25 protein-coding genes are annotated in these 20,749 nt (G+C 60.6%); 23 read left to right on the plus strand and 2 right to left on the minus strand.

The annotated features are described in order from the left end of the window. The first annotated feature begins 10 nt into the window (after positions 1-10). The 23 genes from rpsM to HZB53_12060 all read left to right on the plus strand — a co-directional run bounded on the left by rpsM (position 11) and on the right by HZB53_12060 (position 19,127). Positions 11-394 carry a 30S ribosomal protein S13 gene (gene rpsM, locus HZB53_11950; GenBank protein ID MBI5878353.1) on the plus strand — a complete coding sequence of 128 codons (384 nt, stop codon included), beginning with the start codon at positions 11-13 and terminating at the stop codon, positions 392-394. A gap of 45 nt (positions 395-439) precedes the next feature. Then, positions 440-838: a 30S ribosomal protein S11 gene (gene rpsK, locus HZB53_11955; protein MBI5878354.1), complete on the plus strand. Its 399-nt coding sequence runs from the start codon at positions 440-442 to the stop codon at positions 836-838. An 82-nt stretch (positions 839-920) separates the two neighbouring features. Continuing rightward, positions 921-1,556 carry a 30S ribosomal protein S4 gene (gene rpsD, locus HZB53_11960; GenBank protein ID MBI5878355.1) on the plus strand — a complete coding sequence of 212 codons (636 nt, stop codon included), beginning with the start codon at positions 921-923 and terminating at the stop codon, positions 1,554-1,556. 200 nt (positions 1,557-1,756) lie between these two features. Next, positions 1,757-2,686, plus strand: a complete 930-nt coding sequence (locus HZB53_11965) for a DNA-directed RNA polymerase subunit alpha (protein MBI5878356.1) — start codon at positions 1,757-1,759, stop codon at positions 2,684-2,686. 3 nt (positions 2,687-2,689) lie between these two features. Continuing rightward, entirely contained in the window at positions 2,690-3,067 is a 378-nt protein-coding gene (gene rplQ, locus HZB53_11970; protein MBI5878357.1) for a 50S ribosomal protein L17, read from the plus strand. 21 nt (positions 3,068-3,088) lie between these two features. Further along, a complete protein-coding gene (gene truA / locus HZB53_11975) occupies positions 3,089-3,877 on the plus strand; it encodes a tRNA pseudouridine(38-40) synthase TruA (protein MBI5878358.1) in 789 nt (262 codons plus the stop codon). Next, positions 3,874-4,311 carry a 50S ribosomal protein L13 gene (rplM, locus tag HZB53_11980; GenBank protein MBI5878359.1) on the plus strand — a complete coding sequence of 146 codons (438 nt, stop codon included), beginning with the start codon at positions 3,874-3,876 and terminating at the stop codon, positions 4,309-4,311. The genes truA and rplM overlap by 4 nt, the downstream gene beginning before the upstream one ends. Positions 4,312-4,314: 3 nt before the next feature. Next, a complete protein-coding gene (gene rpsI / locus HZB53_11985; GenBank protein ID MBI5878360.1) occupies positions 4,315-4,716 on the plus strand; it encodes a 30S ribosomal protein S9 in 402 nt (133 codons plus the stop codon). 174 nt (positions 4,717-4,890) lie between these two features. Beyond that, on the plus strand, positions 4,891-5,835 hold the full coding sequence (locus HZB53_11990; protein ID MBI5878361.1) for an acetamidase/formamidase family protein: 945 nt from the start codon (positions 4,891-4,893) through the stop codon (positions 5,833-5,835). 215 nt (positions 5,836-6,050) lie between these two features. Beyond that, positions 6,051-6,824 (plus strand): VOC family protein, encoded by a 774-nt coding sequence (locus HZB53_11995; GenBank protein ID MBI5878362.1) that lies wholly within the window; start codon positions 6,051-6,053, stop codon positions 6,822-6,824. Between the two features lie 999 nt (positions 6,825-7,823). Next, complete coding sequence (gene fusA, locus HZB53_12000) at positions 7,824-9,908, plus strand: elongation factor G (protein MBI5878363.1); 2,085 nt, start codon at positions 7,824-7,826, stop codon at positions 9,906-9,908. Between the two features lie 443 nt (positions 9,909-10,351). Beyond that, a complete protein-coding gene (locus HZB53_12005) occupies positions 10,352-11,710 on the plus strand; it encodes an adenylate/guanylate cyclase domain-containing protein (protein MBI5878364.1) in 1,359 nt (452 codons plus the stop codon). A gap of 40 nt (positions 11,711-11,750) precedes the next feature. Beyond that, complete coding sequence (locus HZB53_12010; GenBank protein ID MBI5878365.1) at positions 11,751-11,915, plus strand: hypothetical protein; 165 nt, start codon at positions 11,751-11,753, stop codon at positions 11,913-11,915. 156 nt (positions 11,916-12,071) lie between these two features. After that, a complete protein-coding gene (locus tag HZB53_12015) occupies positions 12,072-12,782 on the plus strand; it encodes a hypothetical protein (GenBank protein MBI5878366.1) in 711 nt (236 codons plus the stop codon). 230 nt (positions 12,783-13,012) lie between these two features. After that, positions 13,013-14,155, plus strand: a complete 1,143-nt coding sequence (locus HZB53_12020; GenBank protein ID MBI5878367.1) for a hypothetical protein — start codon at positions 13,013-13,015, stop codon at positions 14,153-14,155. Further along, entirely contained in the window at positions 14,152-14,754 is a 603-nt protein-coding gene (locus HZB53_12025) for an N-6 DNA methylase (protein MBI5878368.1), read from the plus strand. The genes HZB53_12020 and HZB53_12025 overlap by 4 nt, the downstream gene beginning before the upstream one ends. Positions 14,755-14,879: 125 nt before the next feature. Next, the gene (locus HZB53_12030; GenBank protein MBI5878369.1) at positions 14,880-16,058 is read left to right on the plus strand and encodes a DUF2130 domain-containing protein; all 1,179 of its coding nucleotides are present in this window, start codon (positions 14,880-14,882) and stop codon (positions 16,056-16,058) included. Between the two features lie 274 nt (positions 16,059-16,332). Continuing rightward, positions 16,333-17,019: a class I SAM-dependent methyltransferase gene (locus HZB53_12035; GenBank protein MBI5878370.1), complete on the plus strand. Its 687-nt coding sequence runs from the start codon at positions 16,333-16,335 to the stop codon at positions 17,017-17,019. Positions 17,020-17,200: 181 nt separating this feature from the next. Next, the gene (locus HZB53_12040; GenBank protein ID MBI5878371.1) at positions 17,201-17,470 is read left to right on the plus strand and encodes a hypothetical protein; all 270 of its coding nucleotides are present in this window, start codon (positions 17,201-17,203) and stop codon (positions 17,468-17,470) included. After that, positions 17,470-17,889 (plus strand): hypothetical protein, encoded by a 420-nt coding sequence (locus tag HZB53_12045; GenBank protein ID MBI5878372.1) that lies wholly within the window; start codon positions 17,470-17,472, stop codon positions 17,887-17,889. The genes HZB53_12040 and HZB53_12045 overlap by 1 nt, the downstream gene beginning before the upstream one ends. Before the next feature lie 27 nt (positions 17,890-17,916). Then, the gene (locus HZB53_12050) at positions 17,917-18,441 is read left to right on the plus strand and encodes a hypothetical protein (protein ID MBI5878373.1); all 525 of its coding nucleotides are present in this window, start codon (positions 17,917-17,919) and stop codon (positions 18,439-18,441) included. A gap of 148 nt (positions 18,442-18,589) precedes the next feature. Further along, the gene (locus tag HZB53_12055; GenBank protein MBI5878374.1) at positions 18,590-18,808 is read left to right on the plus strand and encodes a DUF4160 domain-containing protein; all 219 of its coding nucleotides are present in this window, start codon (positions 18,590-18,592) and stop codon (positions 18,806-18,808) included. Between the two features lies 1 nt (position 18,809). After that, the gene (locus HZB53_12060) at positions 18,810-19,127 is read left to right on the plus strand and encodes a DUF2442 domain-containing protein (protein ID MBI5878375.1); all 318 of its coding nucleotides are present in this window, start codon (positions 18,810-18,812) and stop codon (positions 19,125-19,127) included. Positions 19,128-19,256: 129 nt separating this feature from the next. Here HZB53_12060 and HZB53_12065 read toward each other — a convergent pair whose 3' ends face one another. Both HZB53_12065 and HZB53_12070 read right to left on the minus strand, forming a co-directional pair. Beyond that, positions 19,257-19,967 carry a DUF4058 family protein gene (locus HZB53_12065; protein ID MBI5878376.1) on the minus strand — a complete coding sequence of 237 codons (711 nt, stop codon included), beginning with the start codon at positions 19,965-19,967 and terminating at the stop codon, positions 19,257-19,259. A gap of 26 nt (positions 19,968-19,993) precedes the next feature. Next, on the minus strand, positions 19,994-20,740 hold the full coding sequence (locus HZB53_12070; protein MBI5878377.1) for a hypothetical protein: 747 nt from the start codon (positions 20,738-20,740) through the stop codon (positions 19,994-19,996). Positions 20,741-20,749 lie beyond the last annotated feature (9 nt).

Raw genomic sequence — 20,749 nt, forward strand, 5'->3', positions numbered from 1 at the left:
CGGAGGCATTATGGCCCGTATTGCAGGTGTGGACCTGCCGCGTGAAAAGCGCGTCGAGATCGGTTTGACGTATATTTACGGCATTGGCCCCTCGGCGAGCAAGCGGATCCTGAATCAACTGAATATCAGCCCGGACACCCGTGTGCGCAGCCTGTCCGAAGACGAGATCACGCGCCTGCGTTCGGTCATCGACAAAGAATTCAAAGTCGAAGGCGATCTGCGCCGCGAGATCAGCATGAATATCAAGCGGCTGCAGGAAGTCGGTTCGTACCGCGGCATCCGGCACCGCCGCAGCCTGCCGGTGCGCGGCCAGCGCTCGCGCACGAACGCGCGCACGCGCAAGGGCCCGAAGAAGACGGTGGCCGGCAAGAAGAAGACCAAGGCGAAGAAGTAATACCGCGCGCGCCGTGCGCGCCGGACGTTGACACGGAGGAGATGCATGGCAAGACGACCGGAGGGCGCCCGCACGGGCGGCCGGGCCGCGAAGAAATCGCCGCCGCAAGGGCAGGCGCACATCCAGGCGACCTTCAACAACACCATTGTGACGTTGACGGACACGCAGGGCAATGTCGTGGCGTGGGGGAGTGCAGGCTCGGCGGGCTTCAAAGGCTCGCGCAAAAGCACGCCGTATGCGGCGCAGTTGGCGGCCGGCACGGTGGCAAAGACCTGCCTCGATGCCGGCATGCGCGAAGTCGATGTATACATCAAAGGCCCCGGCCCCGGCCGCGAATCGGCCTTGCGCGCTCTGCAGGCGTCGGGCCTGCGCGTGCGCTCGATTACGGACATCACTCCGATCCCGCACAACGGCTGCCGCCCGCGCAAGAAGCGCCGCGTCTGATCCCGTGCGGTGGAGCATGGCGGCGCCCTGCGGGGTGCCACCGCTTGATTCTGACTGACCCGCGACTATCGTAGGAGATTCGATGGCAAGGTATACCGATCCTGTTTGCAGGCTGTGCCGCCGCGAGGGCATGAAGCTGTTTCTGAAAGGCGAGCGATGCTTCTCGCCCAAATGCGCCATTGAGCGGCGCGCGTACCCGCCCGGCCAGCATGGCGGCAAGCGCACGGGGCGCCGCAAGGCGTCGGACTACTCCGTGCAGTTGCGCGAGAAGCAGCGCGCCCGCCGCATCTATGGCGTGCTCGAAGGCCAGTTCCGCCGCTACTTCGCGGAAGCCGAGCGCCACCAGGGCATGACCGGCGTCAACCTGCTGCAAATGCTTGAGTTGCGCCTCGACAATGTCGTCTATCGCGTCGGCTACGCCGATTCGCGCGCCCAGGGCCGCCAGCTGGTGACGCACGGCCACGTGCTCGTCAACGGCCGCCCGCTCGACATCGCCTCCGCCGTCCTGAAGTCCGGCGACGTGGTATCGATTGCCGAGGGCAGCAAGGCCAAGAAATATTTCACGGACCTGTCCAGCGTTCTGCGCGAACGCCGCGCGCCCGACTGGCTTCAGCGCAACGATGCGAGCCTGTCGGCCAAGGTGCTCGGCGTTCCGTCGCGCGACCAGATCGACGTGTCGCTCAATGAGCAGTTGATCGTCGAGTACTACTCTCGATAGCGTCGATCGTGTAGCGGGATGCAGGCGCCCGCGCAGGCCCCGCGCCCCATGCCGGTTGATCCGGCAACTGGGCGGCCCGGTTGGCCTGCGCTTTGTGCCTGTGCCCCTCCGGGGAGAGGTGCGGCTTGGTCAATCAAATACTACCGAAAATCGAAATCCTGTCGCTGACCCAGAACTACGGGCTGTTTGCAATCAGCCCGATGGACAAAGGCTTCGGCACGACGATAGGCAACGCCTTGCGGCGCGTCCTGCTGTCGGCGCTGCCTGGCGCGGCGGTCACGTCGGTCAAGGTCGAAGGCGTTCATCACGAGTTTTCGCCGATCGACGGCGTCAAGGAAGACTCGATCGAGCTGATCCTGAACCTGAAGCAGTTGCGCCTGCGCATGGACGGCGACGAACCGGTGCGCATGCTGATTGAGCGCACAGGCGAGGGGCCGGTGACCGCCGGCGACATTGAAACGCCGGCGGGCGTCGAGATTGTGAATCCCGAACTGCGCCTGCTGACGCTGGACGCGGCCGATTCGCGCGTGTCGGTTGAAATCGTCGTCTCCAAGGGCAAGGGCTTCTCGCCCTCCGAGGATCGCGGCAAGTTGCCGATCGGCGAGATTCCGGTCGATGCGATTTTCAGCCCCGTCCGCAAGGTGAATTTCGCCGTCAAGCCGGAGCGCATCGGCCAGGTGGCCAACCTGGATCGCGTCGAGCTCGAAATCTGGACCGACGGTACCATGCGCCCGCTGGACGCCGTCAAAGAATCGGCGTTCCTGCTGGCCAGGCATTTCGGCATCATTGCGGGCGTCAAGGAAGAAGACCTGATCCCGATCGAGGAGCCGGCGGCGGCCGCCGAGGATACCAGCGGCCGCGAACTGCCGATCGAAGACCTGCAGCTATCCGTGCGCGCCTACAACTGCTTGAAGCGCGCCGGGATCACGAAGATCGGCGAAGTGCTCGACCGCCTGTCCAAGGGCGAAGAAGAGATTATGTCGATCCGCAACTTCGGTCGCAAGTCGCTGGTCGAGTTGCAGGACAAACTGCGCGAGCGCGGCCTCATCGGCGACAATATGGTGAACCCGGAGGCCGTCGCCGAAGAGAGCGACGAAGAAGAAGATCTGGAAGCGGAAACGGAGGAGTAGAGCGTGAGGCACCAAGTCGCCGGAAAGAGGCTGTCGCGCAGCACGGGCGCGCGCAAAGCGCTGTTCAAGAATCTGCTGACCGACCTGTTCCGCAACGAGCGGATTGAGACGACCGAGGTCAAGGCCAAGGTACTCCGCAGCCAGGCGGAGAAGATGATCACGATGGCACGCCGCGGCGATCTGGCATCGCGCCGCCGCATCATCTCGCAACTGAACTCGACCGAAGTCGCCAAGAAGCTGTTCGAGGAAATCGCCAAGGAGTACCAGGGGCGCAAGGGCGGTTACACGCGCATCTACAAGCTCGGCCCGCGCAAGGGCGATGCCGCGCCGATGGCGCTGCTGGAGCTGGTGCAGGTCGCGGAGACGGCGGAGAAGAAGTAGCGGGTTGCGCAGGCGCCCGTCATGCAGCGTAACTTTGCGGCTATCGTGCAGTACGATGGCACGGATTTTGCAGGTTTCCAACTTCAGACCGACCGCCCGACGATCCAGGGGGCCCTGGAAGAGACGCTCAGCGTCATCTGTCAGTCGCCAATCCGGCTTGCCGGGGCGGGGCGCACCGATGCCGGAGTGCATGCGCGCGCGCAGGTGGTTTCGTTCAGTTGCGCGTGGGCGCGCGAGGTGCGGGAGTTGCAACGCGCCTGGAACGCCCGCCTGCCGGATAGCATCGCCGTGCAGTCGCTGGTGGTGGCGCCGGACGACTTTCATGCGCGGCGCTCGGCACGGGCGCGCACGTACCGCTACGTGATTGACAATCGTGCGGTGCGGGCGCCGCTGGCCAACCGGTACGCGTGGAGCGTGACCCGGCCGCTGGACGAGCGACAGATGCACGCCGCCGTGCAGGGCTACATCGGGCGGCACGACTTTATCGCCTTCGGCAACCCGCCGAAGCGCGAGCGCAGCGCGGTGCGCGACCTGTTGGCCGCGCGCTGCTGGCGCGCAGTCGACCGCGTGACCGTGGAACTGACGGCTAATGCGTTCCTGCACGGTATGGTGCGGCGCATGGCCGGCGCGCTGGCGGCGCTGGGCGGCGGGCAACTGCTGCCGGAGGCGTTTGCGGCACTGCTGCCGGCGCGCGACAAGGCCCGCGTCAAGTGGGTGGCGCCGCCGCACGGCTTGTGTCTGTGGCGCGTGGAATATGAGCGAGACCCGCTTGAGCGATCGGGCGGACCGGATTTCGAGGAGCCGAAGTGAAAACATTCGCATTGAAAGAAGCAGATATCCAGCGGGACTGGTGGGTCGTCGACGCCGAGGGCCAGACGCTCGGCCGGCTGGCGACGCGCATTGCCACGCTCCTGCGCGGCAAGCACAAGCCAACCTTCTCGACGCACCTGGACACCGGGGACTTTGTGATCGTCGTCAACGCCGAAAAGATCAAGGTGACCGGCAAGAAACTGGACGACAAAATGTACTACGCCTACTCCGGCTATGCCGGCGGCCTGCGCACGACCCCGCTGCGCGAGCAGCTGGCCAAGCACCCGGACCGCGTCATCAAGTCGGCGGTCAAGGGCATGCTGCCGGACACGCGCATGACCGAAAAACTGATGGGCAAGCTCAAGGTCTATCGCAAGGCCGAGCACCCGCACGGCGCGCAGAACCCGAAGGTTTACACGATTCAGGAGAAATAAGCGATGGCAGAATTGACCGGCAAGTACTTCGAAGGCGTCGGGCGGCGCAAGACCTCGGTGGCGCGTGTGCGGTTGTATCCGGGCGAAGGCGCGTTTGTCGTGAATGAAAAGCCGTTTGAGCAGTACTTCATGCGCGTAGCCGACCTGTCGACCGTGCAGGCGCCGCTGGCCGCGACCGGCATGCGCGACAAATACCTCGTCTCCGTCATGGTGAAGGGCGGCGGCCAGGCGGGCCAGGCCGGCGCCGTGGCGCACGGCGTGGCGCGCGCGCTGCTGAAGAGCGACGGGGCGTTGCAGCCGGTGTTGCGCAAGGGCGGCTTTCTGACGCGCGATGCGCGCATCAAGGAGCGCAAGAAGCCAGGCCTCAAGCGCGCCCGCAAGGCGCCGCAGTACACCAAGCGTTAAGCTTCGGTTTCCGGCTCGCTACCATGGGCCCGGCAGACAGGATTACCTGTCTGCCGGGCTTTTTCGCGCCGGCGGGTGTTTGGCCGGCCGGCGGACTCGCGATATCATCGGATCAGTGCGGACGGGCGCAGAACAGCCTGCACCCGCCAATTTCCCTCACCCAAGGAGGAGCCGATGTCCCGCCGCGAGCACGTGCTCGACAAGAGCAAGATTCATTACAAGTGGAACAAGGCCAACCCGCCCGCGATTGAAATCGATCCCGGCGATGTCGTGCATTGCGAAACGAACGAGGTCAGCAGCGGCCAGGTCACGCCGGGCTGCGCAGCCGACGTGTTCGGCCGCCTTGACTTCAACAAACTGTATCCGCTGGCCGGGCCGGTTTACGTCAAAGGCGCACAGCCCGGCGATGTGCTGGAAGTCGAGATTCTCAAGCTGCAACCGCTGGCCTGGGGCTGGGCGGGCATCCTGCCGGGACTCGGCCTGCTGTCCGAGGACTTCCCCAACCCGTACATCCGCCACTTCGATCTGACCGACGGCTTCAGCACGGCGCTGCGCGACGACATCCGCATCCCGATCCAGCCGTTCTGCGGCACGATGGGTGTGGCGACCGACGAGGAGGGTGACAAAGACGTGCTGCCGCCGACCAAAGGCGCGGGCAACATCGACACGCGCCACATCGGCGTCGGGGCCAAACTCTACCTGCCGGTATACGTGCCGGGCGCGCTGTTTTCGGCCGGCGACTGCCACGCCGCGCAGGGGGACGGCGAGGTATGCGTGACCGGCATCGAGTGCCCGATGCAGTTCAGCATGCGCTTCAACGTCATTAAAGGCCGCTCGCTGCCGCCCTGGCGCTACGAGTTTGTGACGCCGGCGGGCGCGCTGCAGCCGCTGTCCGATGCGCGCGGCTACCGGGCGCACACGGCGCTGGGTCCCGACCTGATGACGAACGCGAAGAACGCCGTGCGCGGTCTGATCGACTGGCTGGAGCGCGAGAAACACCTGAGCCGCGAGGACGCCTATGTGCTGTGCAGTCTCGCCGCCGATCTCAAGATCAGCCAGATCGTGGATGCGCCGAATTGGGGCGTGTCGGCGTATCTGGCGTTAAGCGTGTTCGCGTAGACGGCGCCGCGGCCTGACTCCGGATGCCTTGATGGCGTCCGCCGTACTGCGGGAGGTCGCACGCATTTTGACACACGTTGCCAGGCGGCCGCCTGGTGACGCACGACCTTTCGCGTTTTCCCGCTTTGCCCCTATAGTTGAAACTTGCATGATGGCGATGTCCTGGATGCCTGACTGGCAGCCATTTTGAGAGCGAAGGGGATCAAGGAGTCATTATGACCACACATACGCACGCAAAACCGGCCGGCACACCCACCTGGATCGACTTGCTGTCGCCCGATACCGACGTGGCGCGCAAGTTCTACGCTGCGCTGTTTGGCTGGGAATTCGACGCCAGCAGTGGGGAATACGGCGGGTACGTGAACGCACGGCTGGCTAAGCGTGCGGTCGCCGGCCTTATCGGCAATGAGCCGGGCGCCGCACCGGCGCCCGCCGCGTGGAACCTCTATTTCGCCAGCGACAATGCACAGACCGATGCGGCCCGCGCGGTCGAGCTCGGGGCGCAGGTCGTGGTCCCGGCCATGGCCGTGGGGCCGCTGGGCAGCATGGCGACGCTGGTAGACCCGACCGGCGCCGGTTTCGGTTTCTGGCAGGCCGGGCTGCACGTAGGCTCGCAGGTCACCGATGAACCGGGCGCGACCGCCTGGTGCGAACTCTATGCGTCCGATGCGAAGCAGGCGCGTGATTTCTACGCTGCGCTGCTTCACGCCACCGTCGATCCGATGCCTGGCGGCATGGAGTACTATGTGCTGAAGCACGGCGACATGAGCCTCTGCGGTATCATGCAGATCGATCCGTCGTGGGGCAATTTCAAGTCGCAGTGGATCACCTATTTCACGGTGGCCAACACGGACGAAGCCGTGGCCATCGCGACCCGCCAGGGTGGCAAGGCGATGGGCACGACCGACGATTCGCCGTTTGGCCGCCTGGCCGCCCTGGCCGATCCGGGCGGCGCGGCGTTCAAAGTCATTCAACCGCCCGCACACTAATCCGCGTCACGTGACGCGATCGACAGGCCATGTGCACAAGCCCGCCGGGACGTTTCCGGCGGGTTTGCTTGCTGAAGAAACTAGCCGTCATGCCGGCTAACATCATGCTGGCATGACGTACGTGTGATACTGTTTCGACCTGACAATGTCCTCAGGCCTATTGCGTAAGTGCTTCGATCGCTCCCTCATCCCCTGGCCCCTGCTCCCCCGCGCGGGGGAGCAGGGGAAAAAAGTATGGGGGATTGGCGCGCCGGCTTTGCCGCCGCGCCAATCCCCCTTAACTTGCACCCCCTCCCAGCGAAGCTGGGAGGAGGCCCGGGGGGAGGGCTGAGATTATTGCCGTGTCGCAGATTCTTGCAGTAATCACTTGGGGACGCATTCAAATCGAAACAGTATGCGGTTAGGACGCTTGCAATATGCCCCTGGCTCCGATTGGCGCTCGGTTGCATTTCAGATTGGGGGCGAAGTGACGCCTGAGGCAGAACAAGCTGTCACTCCCGCGAAAGCGGGAGTCCAGAAGCAACGCCGCTGGATGCCCGCGAAAGCGGGCATGACGACGTGGCATACGGCGACCTTCGCTAACTTCTCCCCAGAAGTGAAATACACCCTCGGCGCACAGCAATTCTCATTTTGGAGTCGGCCGCCAGTATGCCCCCTCATCCCCTGGCCCCTGCTCCCCCGCGCGCGGGGGAGCAGGGGAAAAGCTAACGGGGAGGTGCGCGGCGGCGCAGCCGCCGCGCACCTCCCCTTAGAATCTCTCCCCCTCCCAACGAAGTTGGGAGGGGGCCGGGGGGAGGGAAGCAGTCATTACTCGTCGAATTGGCTTGCGTGATAAGCACCTGAACACCAGCGCATGACAAGCCGGCATTGGACAGTACGCGTCCAAAGCCAAATTGAGAATTGCTGCTCGGCGCACAAAACCTTTGTGGAAGGGCCAGCCTTCATGCTATAATCGAAAAGCCGCAGTAGCTGCATATCAATGTTTCAGGAGTGCATCGCATGGCTGATAGCAAGGTTGAGCGGGTACGCAATGTCGCGCTGGTGGGACATTCCAGCGCCGGCAAGACGTCGCTGGCCGAGGTGATGCTGTTCGACGCCAAAGTGACCACGCGCATTGGGCGCATCGAAGATGGCAACACCGCGTCGGATTTCGACGCCGAAGAGATTCGCCGCCGCATATCGATCAACACGAGCGTCCTGCCGTTGACCTGGCGCGACGTGCAGATCAACGTGTTGGACACGCCGGGCTACGTCGACTTCGCCGGCGAAGTCAAGGGCGCGCTGCGCGTCGCCGATGCCGCCGTGTTCGTCGTGGACGCGGTCGCCGGGCCGGAAGTCGGCACCGAATTGGCCTGGGGCTACGCCGACGAGCTTGCGCTGCCGCGCATCCTGTTTGTCAACAAGATGGACCGCGAGAACTCCTCGCTCCAGCGTACCGTGGATCAGATGCGCGCCACGTTCGAGGGCGGCCGTCTGGTTCCGCTGCAGTTGCCGATCGGCTCGGAGACCAATTTCAAAGGGGTGGTGGATATCGCCCGCATGAAGGCGATCATCACGAAGGAAGGCCGCGATGGCGACATCCCGGCCGAATACGAGGCTGAAGCTGCCGCGTACCGCCAGCAACTGGTCGAGGCCGCGGCCGAAGCCGAGGACTCGCTGATCGAGAAGTACCTGGCCGGCGAAGTGCTCACGCAGGACGAGGTCATCCGCGGTCTGCATGCCGGCATCCGCAGCGGAAAGATCATCCCGGTGCTGTGCGGCTCGGCGGCCGCCAATCTGGGCGTGCAGTCGCTGATGCATACGGTGGTGGACCTGCTGCCGTCGCCGTCCGAGACCGTGGCCGAGGCGACCAATGCGGCCAGCCACGCGGTTGAGAAGCTGACTGCCAACCCGGCGGGCCCGCTGGCCGCCTTCGCCTTCAAGACGCTGGCCGACCCGTTTGTCGGCAAGCTGACGTACTACCGCGTCTACTCCGGAACGCTTTCGTCGGATTCGCGCGTGATCAACGGCCGGTCCGGCCACGAAGAGCGCATCGGGCAGTTGTACCAGGTGCGCGGCAAGGAACAGCTTCCGGTTCAGTCGGTGGCGGCGGGCGACATTGGCGCGGTGGCCAAGCTCGGCGAAGTGCACACCGGCGATACGCTCTGCGACAAGGGGCATGCGCTGACCTTGCCGGGCATCGCCTTCCCGAACCCGGTCTACGGCGTGGCGCTGTCGGCCGTCAAGCAGGCCGACGTGGACAAGATGGGCACCACGCTCCAGCGCCTGGTCGAAGAGGATCCGACGCTGAACGTGCGGCGCGACCCGGAGACCGGCGAGACGATTTTGTGGGGCATGGGCGACTCGCACATCGACGTGGCGCTCAAGCGCGCGCACGCGAAGTTCAGCACCGACCTGACGGCGGCGCCGCCGCGCATCCCGTACCGCGAAACGATCCGGCGCAAGACGCAGATCCAGGGCCGGCACAAGAAGCAGTCCGGCGGGCGCGGCCAGTTCGGCGACATCTGGGTGCGCTTCGAGCCGCTCCCGCGCGGCACGGGCTTCGAGTTCGTCGACGAAGTCTTCGGCGGCTCGGTGCCGCGCAACTTCATCCCGGCGGTCGAGAAGGGCTTCAATGAGATCGTCGGCAAGGGCGTGCTGGCGGGCTACCCGACCGTCGACTTCCGCGCCGTGCTGTACGACGGCTCGTACCACTCGGTCGACTCGTCCGAAATGGCGTTCAAGCTGGCGGCGCACCTGGCGTTCAAGAACGGCCTCCCGCAGGCGGCGCCCGTGCTGCTCGAGCCGTACTACAAGATCAGCGTCGTGGTGCCGGAGCAGTATACCGGCGACGTGATGGGCGACCTGACCAGCAAGCGCTGCAAGGTCGAAGGCATCGACCAGAACAAGGGCAAAGCAGTCATCACGGCGATCGGCCCGCTGTCCGAGCTACAGCGCTACGCGACCGATCTGCGCTCGATGACGCAGGGGCGCGGCTACTACACCATGGCGTACTCGCACTACGAAGACGTGCCCAGTCATGTGACCGAGTTGATCGTGGCCAAGCATAAGGCGGCGATGACCGGTCAAGAAGAAGAGGAATAGTTTTTGTCGTCCCGCGCATTGTGCGCTGGTAACTGACAGGGGTTTTGCGCGCGCGAAACCCCTGTCTTGCTTTTGGATGGGGGGCGCGCTGTGTCGGTGCGCGTGGCGTCGGTGATCGGCCGCCAGTTCTCGGTGCGCGTGCTGGAGCGGCTGCTGGAGACGACGGGGACGTAGAGAGCGACATTGGCGGGGGCACAGCGCGAACAATTATCCAGGAGCATGTTGCGATGAAGCGCATCCCAAACCCGTCTTGACGTGCCGACAAGCGCGGCTATACTCCGGTACACTGCAGTTGTTGCCGATCGGGGCTATGCGGAAGCCGTTGCGCTGGTCTGCTGTGCAGGGGCAACGCGGGACGCGTTCCACATAGTCAAACTTCGGCGCACGAGGTCGACCAGGGCAGCCAGTGATCTCGTCGCCATAGATAGGGGTTGGAGGCTGCCATGAACGCTGTCCCAGAGACGAAGTACGCGAAGAGCGGGGACTTCCACATTGCGTACCAAACCATCGGCACGGGCCCGATGGACCTCGTGTTCATGCACGGATGGATATCGCACATCGAGCACATGTGGGAAGAGCCCCGGATGGCGCGATTCCTGAACCGGCTCGCGTCCTTTGCTCGCCTCATTGTGCTGGACAAGCGCGGGACGGGGATGTCGGACCCGGTGCCGTTGGACCGCTTGCCCACCCTCGAAGAACGGATGGACGACCTGCGCGCCGTCATGGACGTGGTCGGGTCCGAGCGGGCCGCCCTGATGGGAACGTCGGAGGCGGGAGCACTGAGCTTACTGTTCGCGGCGACGTATCCGGCCCGAACAACGGCGCTGGTGCTCCTCAATTCCTATGCGCGGCTGGCCTATGCGCCGGACTACGCTTACGGCATTCCGGTCGAGCAGACCCAGGGCCTTCTGCAGGCCATTGAAGAGGGGTGGGGCAAGGGCGTCGCCTTCGAAGCGTTGATCGCCAGCCAGACCGGGAATGCGCCGATGAAGAGTTGGTGGTCGCGCTACCAACGCCTGGCGGCCAGCCCGGGCGCCGCAGTGACGTTGCTCCGGAGCGCCTTCGCAACCGACGCGCGCGCCGTCCTGCCGGCCATCGCCGTGCCCGTGCTTGTGCTGCACCGGGCCGGCGACCCCTTCACCGGGCTGGAGCACGGTCGTTACCTGGCTGAGCATATTCACGGCGCGCGGTTCGTGGAGCTGTCGGGAGTTGATCACCTGTTCTTTGCAGAGGACGTTGACCACCTGCTCGCCGAAGTCCAGGAGTTCCTGACCGGAATCCGCGAGGCGCACGAACCCGACCGCGTGCTGGTGACCGTCATGTTTGTCGACATCGTCGGTTCTACGGAGCGCGCTGTGCAGTTGGGCGACGGAGCGTGGCGTGACCTGCTGGACCGCTATTACGCGATCGCGCGGCAACAACTCGCGCGCTTCCGGGGGCGCGAGATTGGCACGGCCGGTGACGGGATATTCGCGACCTTCGATGGGCCCGCGCGGGCCATTCGCTGCGGGAGTTCGGTTGCCGACGCGGTCAGAGTGCTGGGGATCGACGTACGGGTCGGCATCCATTCAGGCGAGTGCGAGGTCACCGGCGATAAAATCGGGGGGATCGCCGTCCATACCGGAGCACGCATTGGGGGCTTGGCCGGCCCCGGCGAGACACTGATATCGAGCACCGTGAAGGATCTGGTGGCCGGGTCTGGAATTCGCTTTGAGGATCGGGGCCGCCATGCGTTGAAGGGGGTGCCTGGCGAGTGGATGCTGTATGCCGTGGCGGCCGAGGTCAAGCAGAACCAGCCATGACGCAGCGCACAGTCTTGAGCACCATCGATGCGCCGCCGGGATGATCGACACGGTGGAGATCGCCGACAACCTGCAAGGGTTGTTGCTGGCGCGCATTGACCGCATGCCGGACGACGTCAAGCACATCTTGAGCGTCGCGTCGGTGATCGGGCGCCAGTTCTCGGTGCGCGTGCTGGAGCGGCTGCTGGAGAGCACGGGGACGTAGGGTGGGAGCGTTGGCAACTCGAGTTTGCCTTGACTTTCGGAATGATGGGGATATACTGGGGCGCATGGCGGGGTGTGCCTAACGCCCCTGCAAGTGGCGTGGTACAGAACGCGCTCCACATACCTAATAATTGGGCACGTCCGGTAGAGAACAGGCATGAAATCCAATTTTCCAGCCAATAGCGTAATTAGCGCCTACATCACAACAGAGAACATGCTCGTTGATGTCTTGAGAGTTATCCCGTATTGCGATGTGCACGAAAACGTTTGGTCGCCAGTTCTTGCAACGATTCTCCTAGAAACGTGCAGCCAACTTGATTCTCTGTGGAAATACGAGGCCAAACAATCCCCTTGCGTCACAAAAGACAAGTTGGGAATCAGGGACTATTTTTCCTATTTCGGCGAATATATGGCACCCAGATGGGTGGTTTTCTACAGTGAGGAACCAAGACGACTACACCCCTTTGACGCTTGGAGCAATGTGGTGAGTCACAAACCAAGTGATTATCCGGGGTTAGATTGGTGGGCCGCCTATAACAACGTGAAACACGATAGACTTGAGAACCGGGCCGAAGCGACTCTAAGGCACTCAACGAATGCACTTGCTGGTTTGTTTGTTGCCATACTGAGATGTGAATTGTGCAGAAATGCCGTAGCGCAAGCAGGCTGGCTGCTGGGAGATGGGCATAATCTCCAAGCTTGGCTTGGGGAGGATTCATCCTCGACAAAGCTCCAGCACATTACGGTGGAGTCAAAGCTATTTACCTATCCGGTTGGCTGGAGCAAGGAAAAGATTACTGGCACAACAAAATGGGACGGCACTTGCAGTTTTAGATTCAGAGACTGGTTTGACCATCACACCTCATGACGAGTACACGAGTGTCGCGCAAAGCCGTTATAGACCGTTCTATGCCGCCCAACAACTGCATGCAGCCGACTGGCGCTAAGTGCCGCTGACTAGGGCGAGTCTTGCCCGCGCGGGGTTTGGGGTAGTTCCGGCGAGTCTTCCCCTCGAAGGAGTCTTCGACGCCTGCAACGCGCCTGATGCGCGGGTCGTTAGCCGTAACAAATATGAAGGCCAAAAAGGGAAATCGACGAATGTCATACCAATCAGTTGACCAACTCCAGAAGGTTCTTACCGACAAGGTGTTTCACTACGCCAAAGACTCCAAGAAGGCTGCTGGGCGTGCGCTCGGCACCCTGGTAGAGATCATCACGTTCTACGCCCTAAAATCATGGGGGCTTGAAAGAAACATTGCAATAGAGAGACCGCTACCTGAATTTGGCAACGACAGTATCACCCACAATGTTGAGTATAGCCTTCATCCGTCCACTCCTCTGATGACGACGGAGTTCGGCAGGAATGAGCTCCCCATCACCGCAAAGAAGATTGCCAAGAATCAACAAATTGCCGAACTAGGGATCTCTGCGGACTCGATGAAGTCGCACACACTGTTGAGCAATGGCTTGATTCTACGCAACTCGTGCACGGTCTGTGACCTTGGAGAGACCTTCATAAACGCTTACCTCGACCAACTCGGAAAGGAGAAAGGACAGTATTCTGTTGTGGCCCTTCGACGTCGCCCATTCGCGATTTTCGAGTGTAAGCGAGTCGGGGTAGAAGAAGGAATGCGGAAAGGACCGCAGACGATCGAAAAGGCGAAGCAAGGAGCCTATGTTGCTCGAACAGTGTCAGCGTTGCAGAAGATCAGGTTGACTAATGGCGATATGGGCGGCCTGATTCAGAAACGTGACGGATCGTTCCGACATGGTAACTACTACAAGTTGATGGCTGAAATCATCGCCTCTGGGGATTCAGAACTTCTTTCGCACTTTATTCTGACGGTCGGTGTTGTCAGCAATCACGGCAATTGGTTCACGTCTGAGAAACACAACAAGGAACTGAAGGTTCTCGCTCAATCATACGACTGGCTTCTTTTCCTGACCGATGCAGGGATTGCCCAGTTTATTGATGAGTTGCTGTTCCATCCGACAAAGGAACTGGCGGCAGCCAAAGAAGCATTTCTGGCGAGTTACACAGGCAAGAAGGGAGTCAATCAGTTTACAAAAGTTCAGATTGCCCTTGCGGCTGACGCCTCTCTCCAATCCTATTTCCAATCGCACCTTAAGGTGATCGAAGGCTGGTTCAACATTATCGCCCCAGCGGGGAAACGGCTTGCAGTACTCAAGGATGAACTTGACACTTTGAAACGAAAGAACTGGCAGGAGATACACTCATGACGGCTGGAAGGACAGTTAATTCGCAGAGCGTCAACTGGTGTACACCTCCTAAGTATGTTGACGCGGTTAGAAAAGTCTTTGGCGGTAAGATATTTTTGGACCCATGCTCGAATGAGTGGTCCATCGTCCATGCTGAGACAGAATATCGCCTACCAGGGAAAGATGGGCTCAAGGAAACATGGAATTATCGGACAATTTATGTAAATCCACCTTATGGCTCTGACAAAGAGAATAGAACGACAATAAAACACTGGCTTTATAAGTGTGCCCATGCCCACAAGAATTATGGATCGGAAGTTCTTGCCTTAGTGCCTGTAGCAACTAACACCAGTCATTGGAAAGAATATGTGTGGGGCCGGGCAACCGCTGTCTGCTTTCTGTACGATACGAGACTGCGTTTTCTTGTTGAGGGTAAAGACGAGGGTAAGGGTGCGCCAATGTCCTGTGCAATGATCTATTGGAACAAGGACATTGATACATTCCGCGAGGTGTTCATCGAATATGGGGCAGTTGTTGATCTGAGGTCGTTGCAGGGTAAAGTTATAGGCGACAAAAGAAAGCTGCGTCAACCCAAATTATTCGATGAAGTGCAAGGCTAACAACCGCTTGTAGCCGAATCGAGTGTCGTCTGGCCGGGCCGCTCAGATCGAGGTCGTTAGCCGGCTGCTCCAATTCGCGACAACTCTCAAAACCGTAATCGTTTCGACTTAACAGGAGACTTACAATGGCCGAGCAATCAATCATCTGCCCTCACTGCAATAAGAAGATATTGCTGTCCAAAGCCCTGACCGGCCAAATTGAAGAGAAACTTCGCAGGAGTTATGAAGCCGAAGCAAAGGAGCACGAACGCGAGATAGAAAGCGATTTCAAGCAAAAGTTAGCCGCTGAAAAGCGTAATGCGGAAAAGAGAGCCAAAGAGTCGTTAGCCATTGAACTTGCAGAACTGCGCCAGCAAGTTTCCGAAAAGAATGATGAACTTGACAAGGCGCGGCAACAGGAACTTGACCTTCGGAAGCGTCAACGCGAACTTGAGAAGAAAGAACAAGCGATGGAATTGGAAATCGCTCGCAAGTTAGATGAAGAACGGCGGAAGGTTCAAGAAGAAGTCGCCACAAGGTTGACCGAAGAAAACCGCGTCAAGGATCTTGAGAAAGACAAACAACTTGCCGACATGAGAAAGCAGATTGAAGACCTAAGGCGGAAAGCCGAGCAGGGTTCGCAACAAACGCAAGGGGAAGCGGTTGAAATCGAACTTGAAGAATTGCTTCGTATGAATTTCCCCTACGACCAAATCGAGCCGGTGGCTAAAGGTGTCAAGGGGGCAGACGTTGTACAGCGTGTACATACTCCGTCAGGGCAATACTGCGGCACTATCGTATGGGAGTCCAAGAACACAAAGGCTTGGAGCGATGGGTGGATTCCCAAATTGAAAGACGACCAACGTGCCTTGAGAGCCGAGATCGCTGTGTTGGCGTCTGTGGCTTTGCCAAAGGAGGTAACGCATTTTGCCAATGTTGACGGCGTCTGGGTAACCGATTTCCCAACTCGTGTTGGAGTTGCCAGTGCTTTGCGAACAAATCTGACTCAAGTTGCAATGGCGAGACTCGCAGCAGAAGGCAAGAGCGGCAAAATGGAAATGCTATACGGCTACCTCTCTGGCACAGAGTTCAAGCAAAGAGTCGAAGCCATAGTAGAGTCTTTTGTCACGATGAAAGAAGACCTTGAACGCGAAAGACGCGCGATGGAAACATCGTGGTCAAAGCGGGAAAAGCAAATTGAGCGCGTTACTCGCAATGTCGCTGGAATGTACGGCGATATGCAAGGAATCATCGGAGCAACTCTGCCCAAGATTGAATATCTTGAGCTGCCTTCTCCATCCGATGGTTCGCAGACGGCATCATAGCAAAGGAACCCTTATTTCGGGCGCCACCGTCAAAAGCAGGACAGTTCAACAAGCCCGAAGCGCGTGCAGGGGAGCGTTGCTGTCGCGCCGCTCCAGCGAAGGTTCGTATAATTCCGGCGAGTCTTGCTCGAACAAGGGTCTTCGATACCCGCAATGCGGCTGATGACCACCGTTGCCCAGTGGAAGCAGCCGTGGGTAAAAGAGCGACGTCGATGGCGCGATAGGCGGCGCTTCAGCGCGCGGCTGACGCTGGACGCACGTTCGGAGGCGCGGCGTGAAAAGCAGAGGCCAAGCCAGCTTCGTCAGTCTTCCCAGTTTCGCTGCGCGATTGTACAACAGCCTGACGCAGACGACAGCGATTGAACGCCAGCACCGGGAAATTGCGCGCGACCTGGTATCCAGAATTGAGTGCGGCAGGTTGCTGGATATTGGCCCTGGACCCGGGAAGCTCCTATTCGAAGTCCATCAGCTAAACCCAAGAATTGAGCTTTTTGGGCTTGATATTTCCGAAGCCATGGTTCAACTCGCCAGGAAGAACCTGACGGGCATCGACGTCAACATTCAGTGCGGCGATGTCCGGCATACCAACTATGCGGATGACTTCTTTGATGTTGTTACCTGTACTGGCAGTTTCTACTTATGGGATAATCCAGAAGAATGCCTCGCGGAACTGTTCCGCATTACGAAGAAGGGCGGGTCAGCATTTCTCTTTGAGACGTATCAAGATTTCGACGACAATCAAGTGCGGAATGCTTTGAAGGCCAATCTTGAAAGGGAGGGCTTGGTTCGAAGGCTGGTAACGCCCTTTTTCTTGATGAGGCAACTACGGCTGACGTATCGAACGGGCGAAATTGCCGACATCATCAAGCGAACGCGCTTTGCTGAAAGTTATACGCTGGAGCAGATACGCCTGGGCGGGCTGCCGGCCTGGCTGCGGATCCAACTGACAAAGTGCGGCTAACCACGTACTGCATCCGATTCGAGCTTCGCCCTCCGCTTTGCAACGCGACTGTCGCCGGCCTCTGCCCGCCGTTGCCCGGCGGCGGGGGCCGAGGAGAGTCGTTGGTGACACATTGAGCAGGCCCGCGCGCATTTGTTTCGACAATCAGTAGTAGAATTGAGTTGAGTTAGGAGAGCCGACAATGGAAATTCACGAACTGGTCATCGAGATGAAACTGCTTGAGCGCCGGTTGACCCTCTATGAAGAGAAATACGGCGTCCTCAGCGAAGATTTTTATGCAGCGCTCACAACCGGTCAGTTGGCCGATTATGACGCCTACGATGAGACGCGCGCCGACTTCAGCCGCTGGAAGGGCATTTTTGAAACGTGGCGGCGGCGAAAGGAAACCTATCGCCAGCAACTTCAAGAACGAAAATTCTCCTCGGTGTTGCGCTTTCAACCGGCCTATTGATGACCGACAATCCGTTGAAGTCATTGAGCGCCTATAGCCGCTTTGTGGCGGAGTTACTCGACCAGCCCCAAGTCAAAAGCTCGACCGTCGCCATTTGGTCTGATAGTCCATATACGGGTATTGCCGAGGGCGAAGTCCTGTTTGCAAAGGGCGTGCGGCTTCGCCTTAGAGAAGAAATGGACTTTGACGCGGGCCTCCTCATTTCCTATGGGTATGAAGTGTATCGAGGCGAGGAGCGGTTATATTGGTACGACGACTTTCCACATCCCAATGATCCGGCTTTAGCTTCGACCATCCCTCACCATAAGCACATACCGCCCGACATCAAGCATCATCGTATCCCCGCGCCAAACATGAGTTTCACTGAGCCCAATCTGCCGGCGCTCATTCAAGAGATCGATGAACTCGAAATACCGTAAGAATTGCTTCATCAGAGGGAGGAACTCATGCGTATATGGATTCCACGCGGAATCGCCGCCGTCTTGCTTGTCGCGCTGCTGGCGCTCACGGCATGCGGCGAATCGGACAGCCCGGCGGGGAGTTATCCGGCGCCGGCCGGCGCGACGTCCGCAGCGCCCCGCGCCGCCAATACGGGGCAGGTCGTCATCAGTGGCGCGCTCAGCAAGAGCTTCACGCCCGTCAGTGTCGAGGCCGGCACGCTCGGCAAGCTGATGGTCATCAACCTGCACGAGAAGAATGCCGACGGCGTCAGCCTGTCGTTCCCGCCCGACACGAAGCCGGGCACCTACGCGATTGAAGATCAATCGGCCAAACCGGTCGTCGACTTCGCCGGCGCATACTCCGTGTTTGGCAGCGCTGCCGCGTTCTACCTGAGCACGAAAGGCAGCTTGACGCTGACGGCCGTCGGCTCGAAATACAGTGGCCAGTTCCAATTTACGGCCAGGCACACCAAAGACGCCTCGAAGACGATCGAGGTGTCCGGCCCGTTTGCGGACGTGCCGGTCAAGTAGCACTGACAGGAGGTGAGCTTAGCGCGGGAGCGGATGTCCGTTCAGACACCCATCGCTTGCATGTGCGGATTCTTGCCGGCCGGCAGAAACGATGATACTCTGAAACGGTAGCACAAAGGGTATACCACCTGGTTAGGGAGCACTGGCCATGCCGACGACATTGCGCATTGGCGCTCATCGCTTCTATTTCTATTCTTACGATTGCGAGGAGCCACGCCACATGCACGTCGACCGCGAGCATATGAGCGCGAAGTTCTGGCTTGACCCCGATGTATCCCTGGAGGCAAACTATAGCTACAGCCGCAAAGAACTGCGGGACATCGAGCGGATGATTCGAGACAATCTGGAGACACTGAGACATGAATGAGATGCTTTCTGCGGGGCTGACGCTCGCGCCCACTAGGGCCATCCGTGTTACCATCACGGATGACACCCTGTCCGTTGACCTCGAAGACGGCCGCACGATTATTGCCCCGATCGGCTGGTACCCGCGTTTAGCGTATGGAACGCCGGAGGAGCGCTCCAATTTCCAGATTAGCGGCGCGGGGTACGGCATTCACTGGCCCGACCTCGATGAGGATATTGGTGTTGAAGGTCTTCTGCTTGGCAAGAAGTCGAGCGAAAGTCAAGCCTCTTTCGCGCGATGGCTTCAGCGCAGACGATTGGGCAACGAAGCGAAAGCGTAGCGTCCTGCAACGCGCCTGCCGCTGGTCGCCGTCAGAGTAGTAGAGTGTGCAGGAGTCGAAAGGCAATGCGAAGAACAAGCCCGGTGGCGTTTTGCGCTGCGGGGCTTTTCTTGCATTCGCTCCCGCGTTTCAGGCTGCGCCGGTGATAATCGCCCGCGCCCAGGCCGCATCCGCCTCCACCAACGGCGGGATGGCCGGCTGTGCGTAGTCGAGGCGCATGTCGAAGCGGGCGCGCGCGTACAACGCATGCAGGACAGCCGTCAGGTCGAGCAGCGGATCGCTGTCACCCGGCAGCAGCGGCACGGGGAATGCCGGTATCGGCTGGCGCACGCCGAAATGGTAGAGCTGCGCGCGCCGTGCGACCAGGATACGGTAGTCGCTGCGTGCGACCGGCCCGACGACATCCATCGGTTCGCCGCCGCGCAGCAGGTCGATCTCCACGAGGTTCGTGCGCGATTCGAGAACGTCAAAGCGCTTGGCTTCGTAGTCCTCGCGGCCCTTGCCGGGCGCTTTGTTCGCGGGCGACAGCACCTCCAGCACCGTTACGAGCCGGCGGGTGCTCACCTCGCGGATTTCGAGGAACCACTCGCTGACCTCGGCGCGCATGGGGACAAACACCTCCGCCACCCCGATCTCCGTCATAGGTGCCACGCTACCTTGATCTGTGATAATGGGGTCGTACCGAGTTAGGTGCTTGCGTGACGCGACACTGGTGTAGTAATGTGGCGCGATACGTTGCGACAAATCATCTGCGATGGCGACAACCAGACTTTGGTGCACATCGTGCCAGATGGCCGGGTGCTGCAGATACGGGTCCATGCCCGGAAATGGTGTATCCATGTGTGTACCGTTTTGCGTCCGCCGCGCTACTGGATCAGCGTGCTCTCCTCGACATTCTCCATGCGCGCGTAAAGCACCTGCTCGTTGACTTCGAGGTTGTTGATCAGCGCGAGCGTGGTCACCACGCCGTGGCCGACCCACTCACCCGCGATCTCGCCGTACTCGACGATGATCAGCGTGTTGTCGGCGCGCTCGTCGTTGGAGACCGACTCCGGGTCTTGCCATGTCCCGTACGCGCCGAGTTCGGTCGTCGCTTTCATGAAGGCGAGTGCGACGGTCTTGTTGAGCGGGAGCGTGACCGTCAGCAGTTCGCGCTGCACGCGGGTCAACCGTGTGTTCGTCGCCTCGTCGCCGAACAGCAGCGCGAACAGCGTGTCCTTGGCGCGGTTGAGCAGGCGGCGGCCGCGCTCGGTGCGATGCTCCGCGCGCAGCAGCGCGGTGCCTTTGGGCGGCGCATGCGGTACCAGGAAGCCCTCGCGCACGAGGCGCGCGCGGTCGAAACTCCTGTAACGCGCGACGAATGCGCGCAATTTGCTCTCGTCGAGCGCCAGGTCGCGCACGCGCGCGATGCGCTCCTCGCGCTGGCGCTCCTTGCGCGCGCGGACCGCGCGCCGGTCCATTTCCAGCAGGCTGTGCGCGTCGAGCGTCAGGCGCACCACCTGCTCGACGAGCCACGCTTTGTCCTGCTCCTCAAGGTATGCGCGCAGGCGTTCCTCGAACTGCGGCGTCAACTCGCGCTGGATCGACCGCACGATCGTTTCAATAGTGTCCATGCTCTTTCC

The sequence above is a fragment of the Chloroflexota bacterium genome (assembly GCA_016235055.1).
Taxonomy (GTDB): Bacteria; Chloroflexota; Anaerolineae; order JACRMK01; family JACRMK01; genus JACRMK01.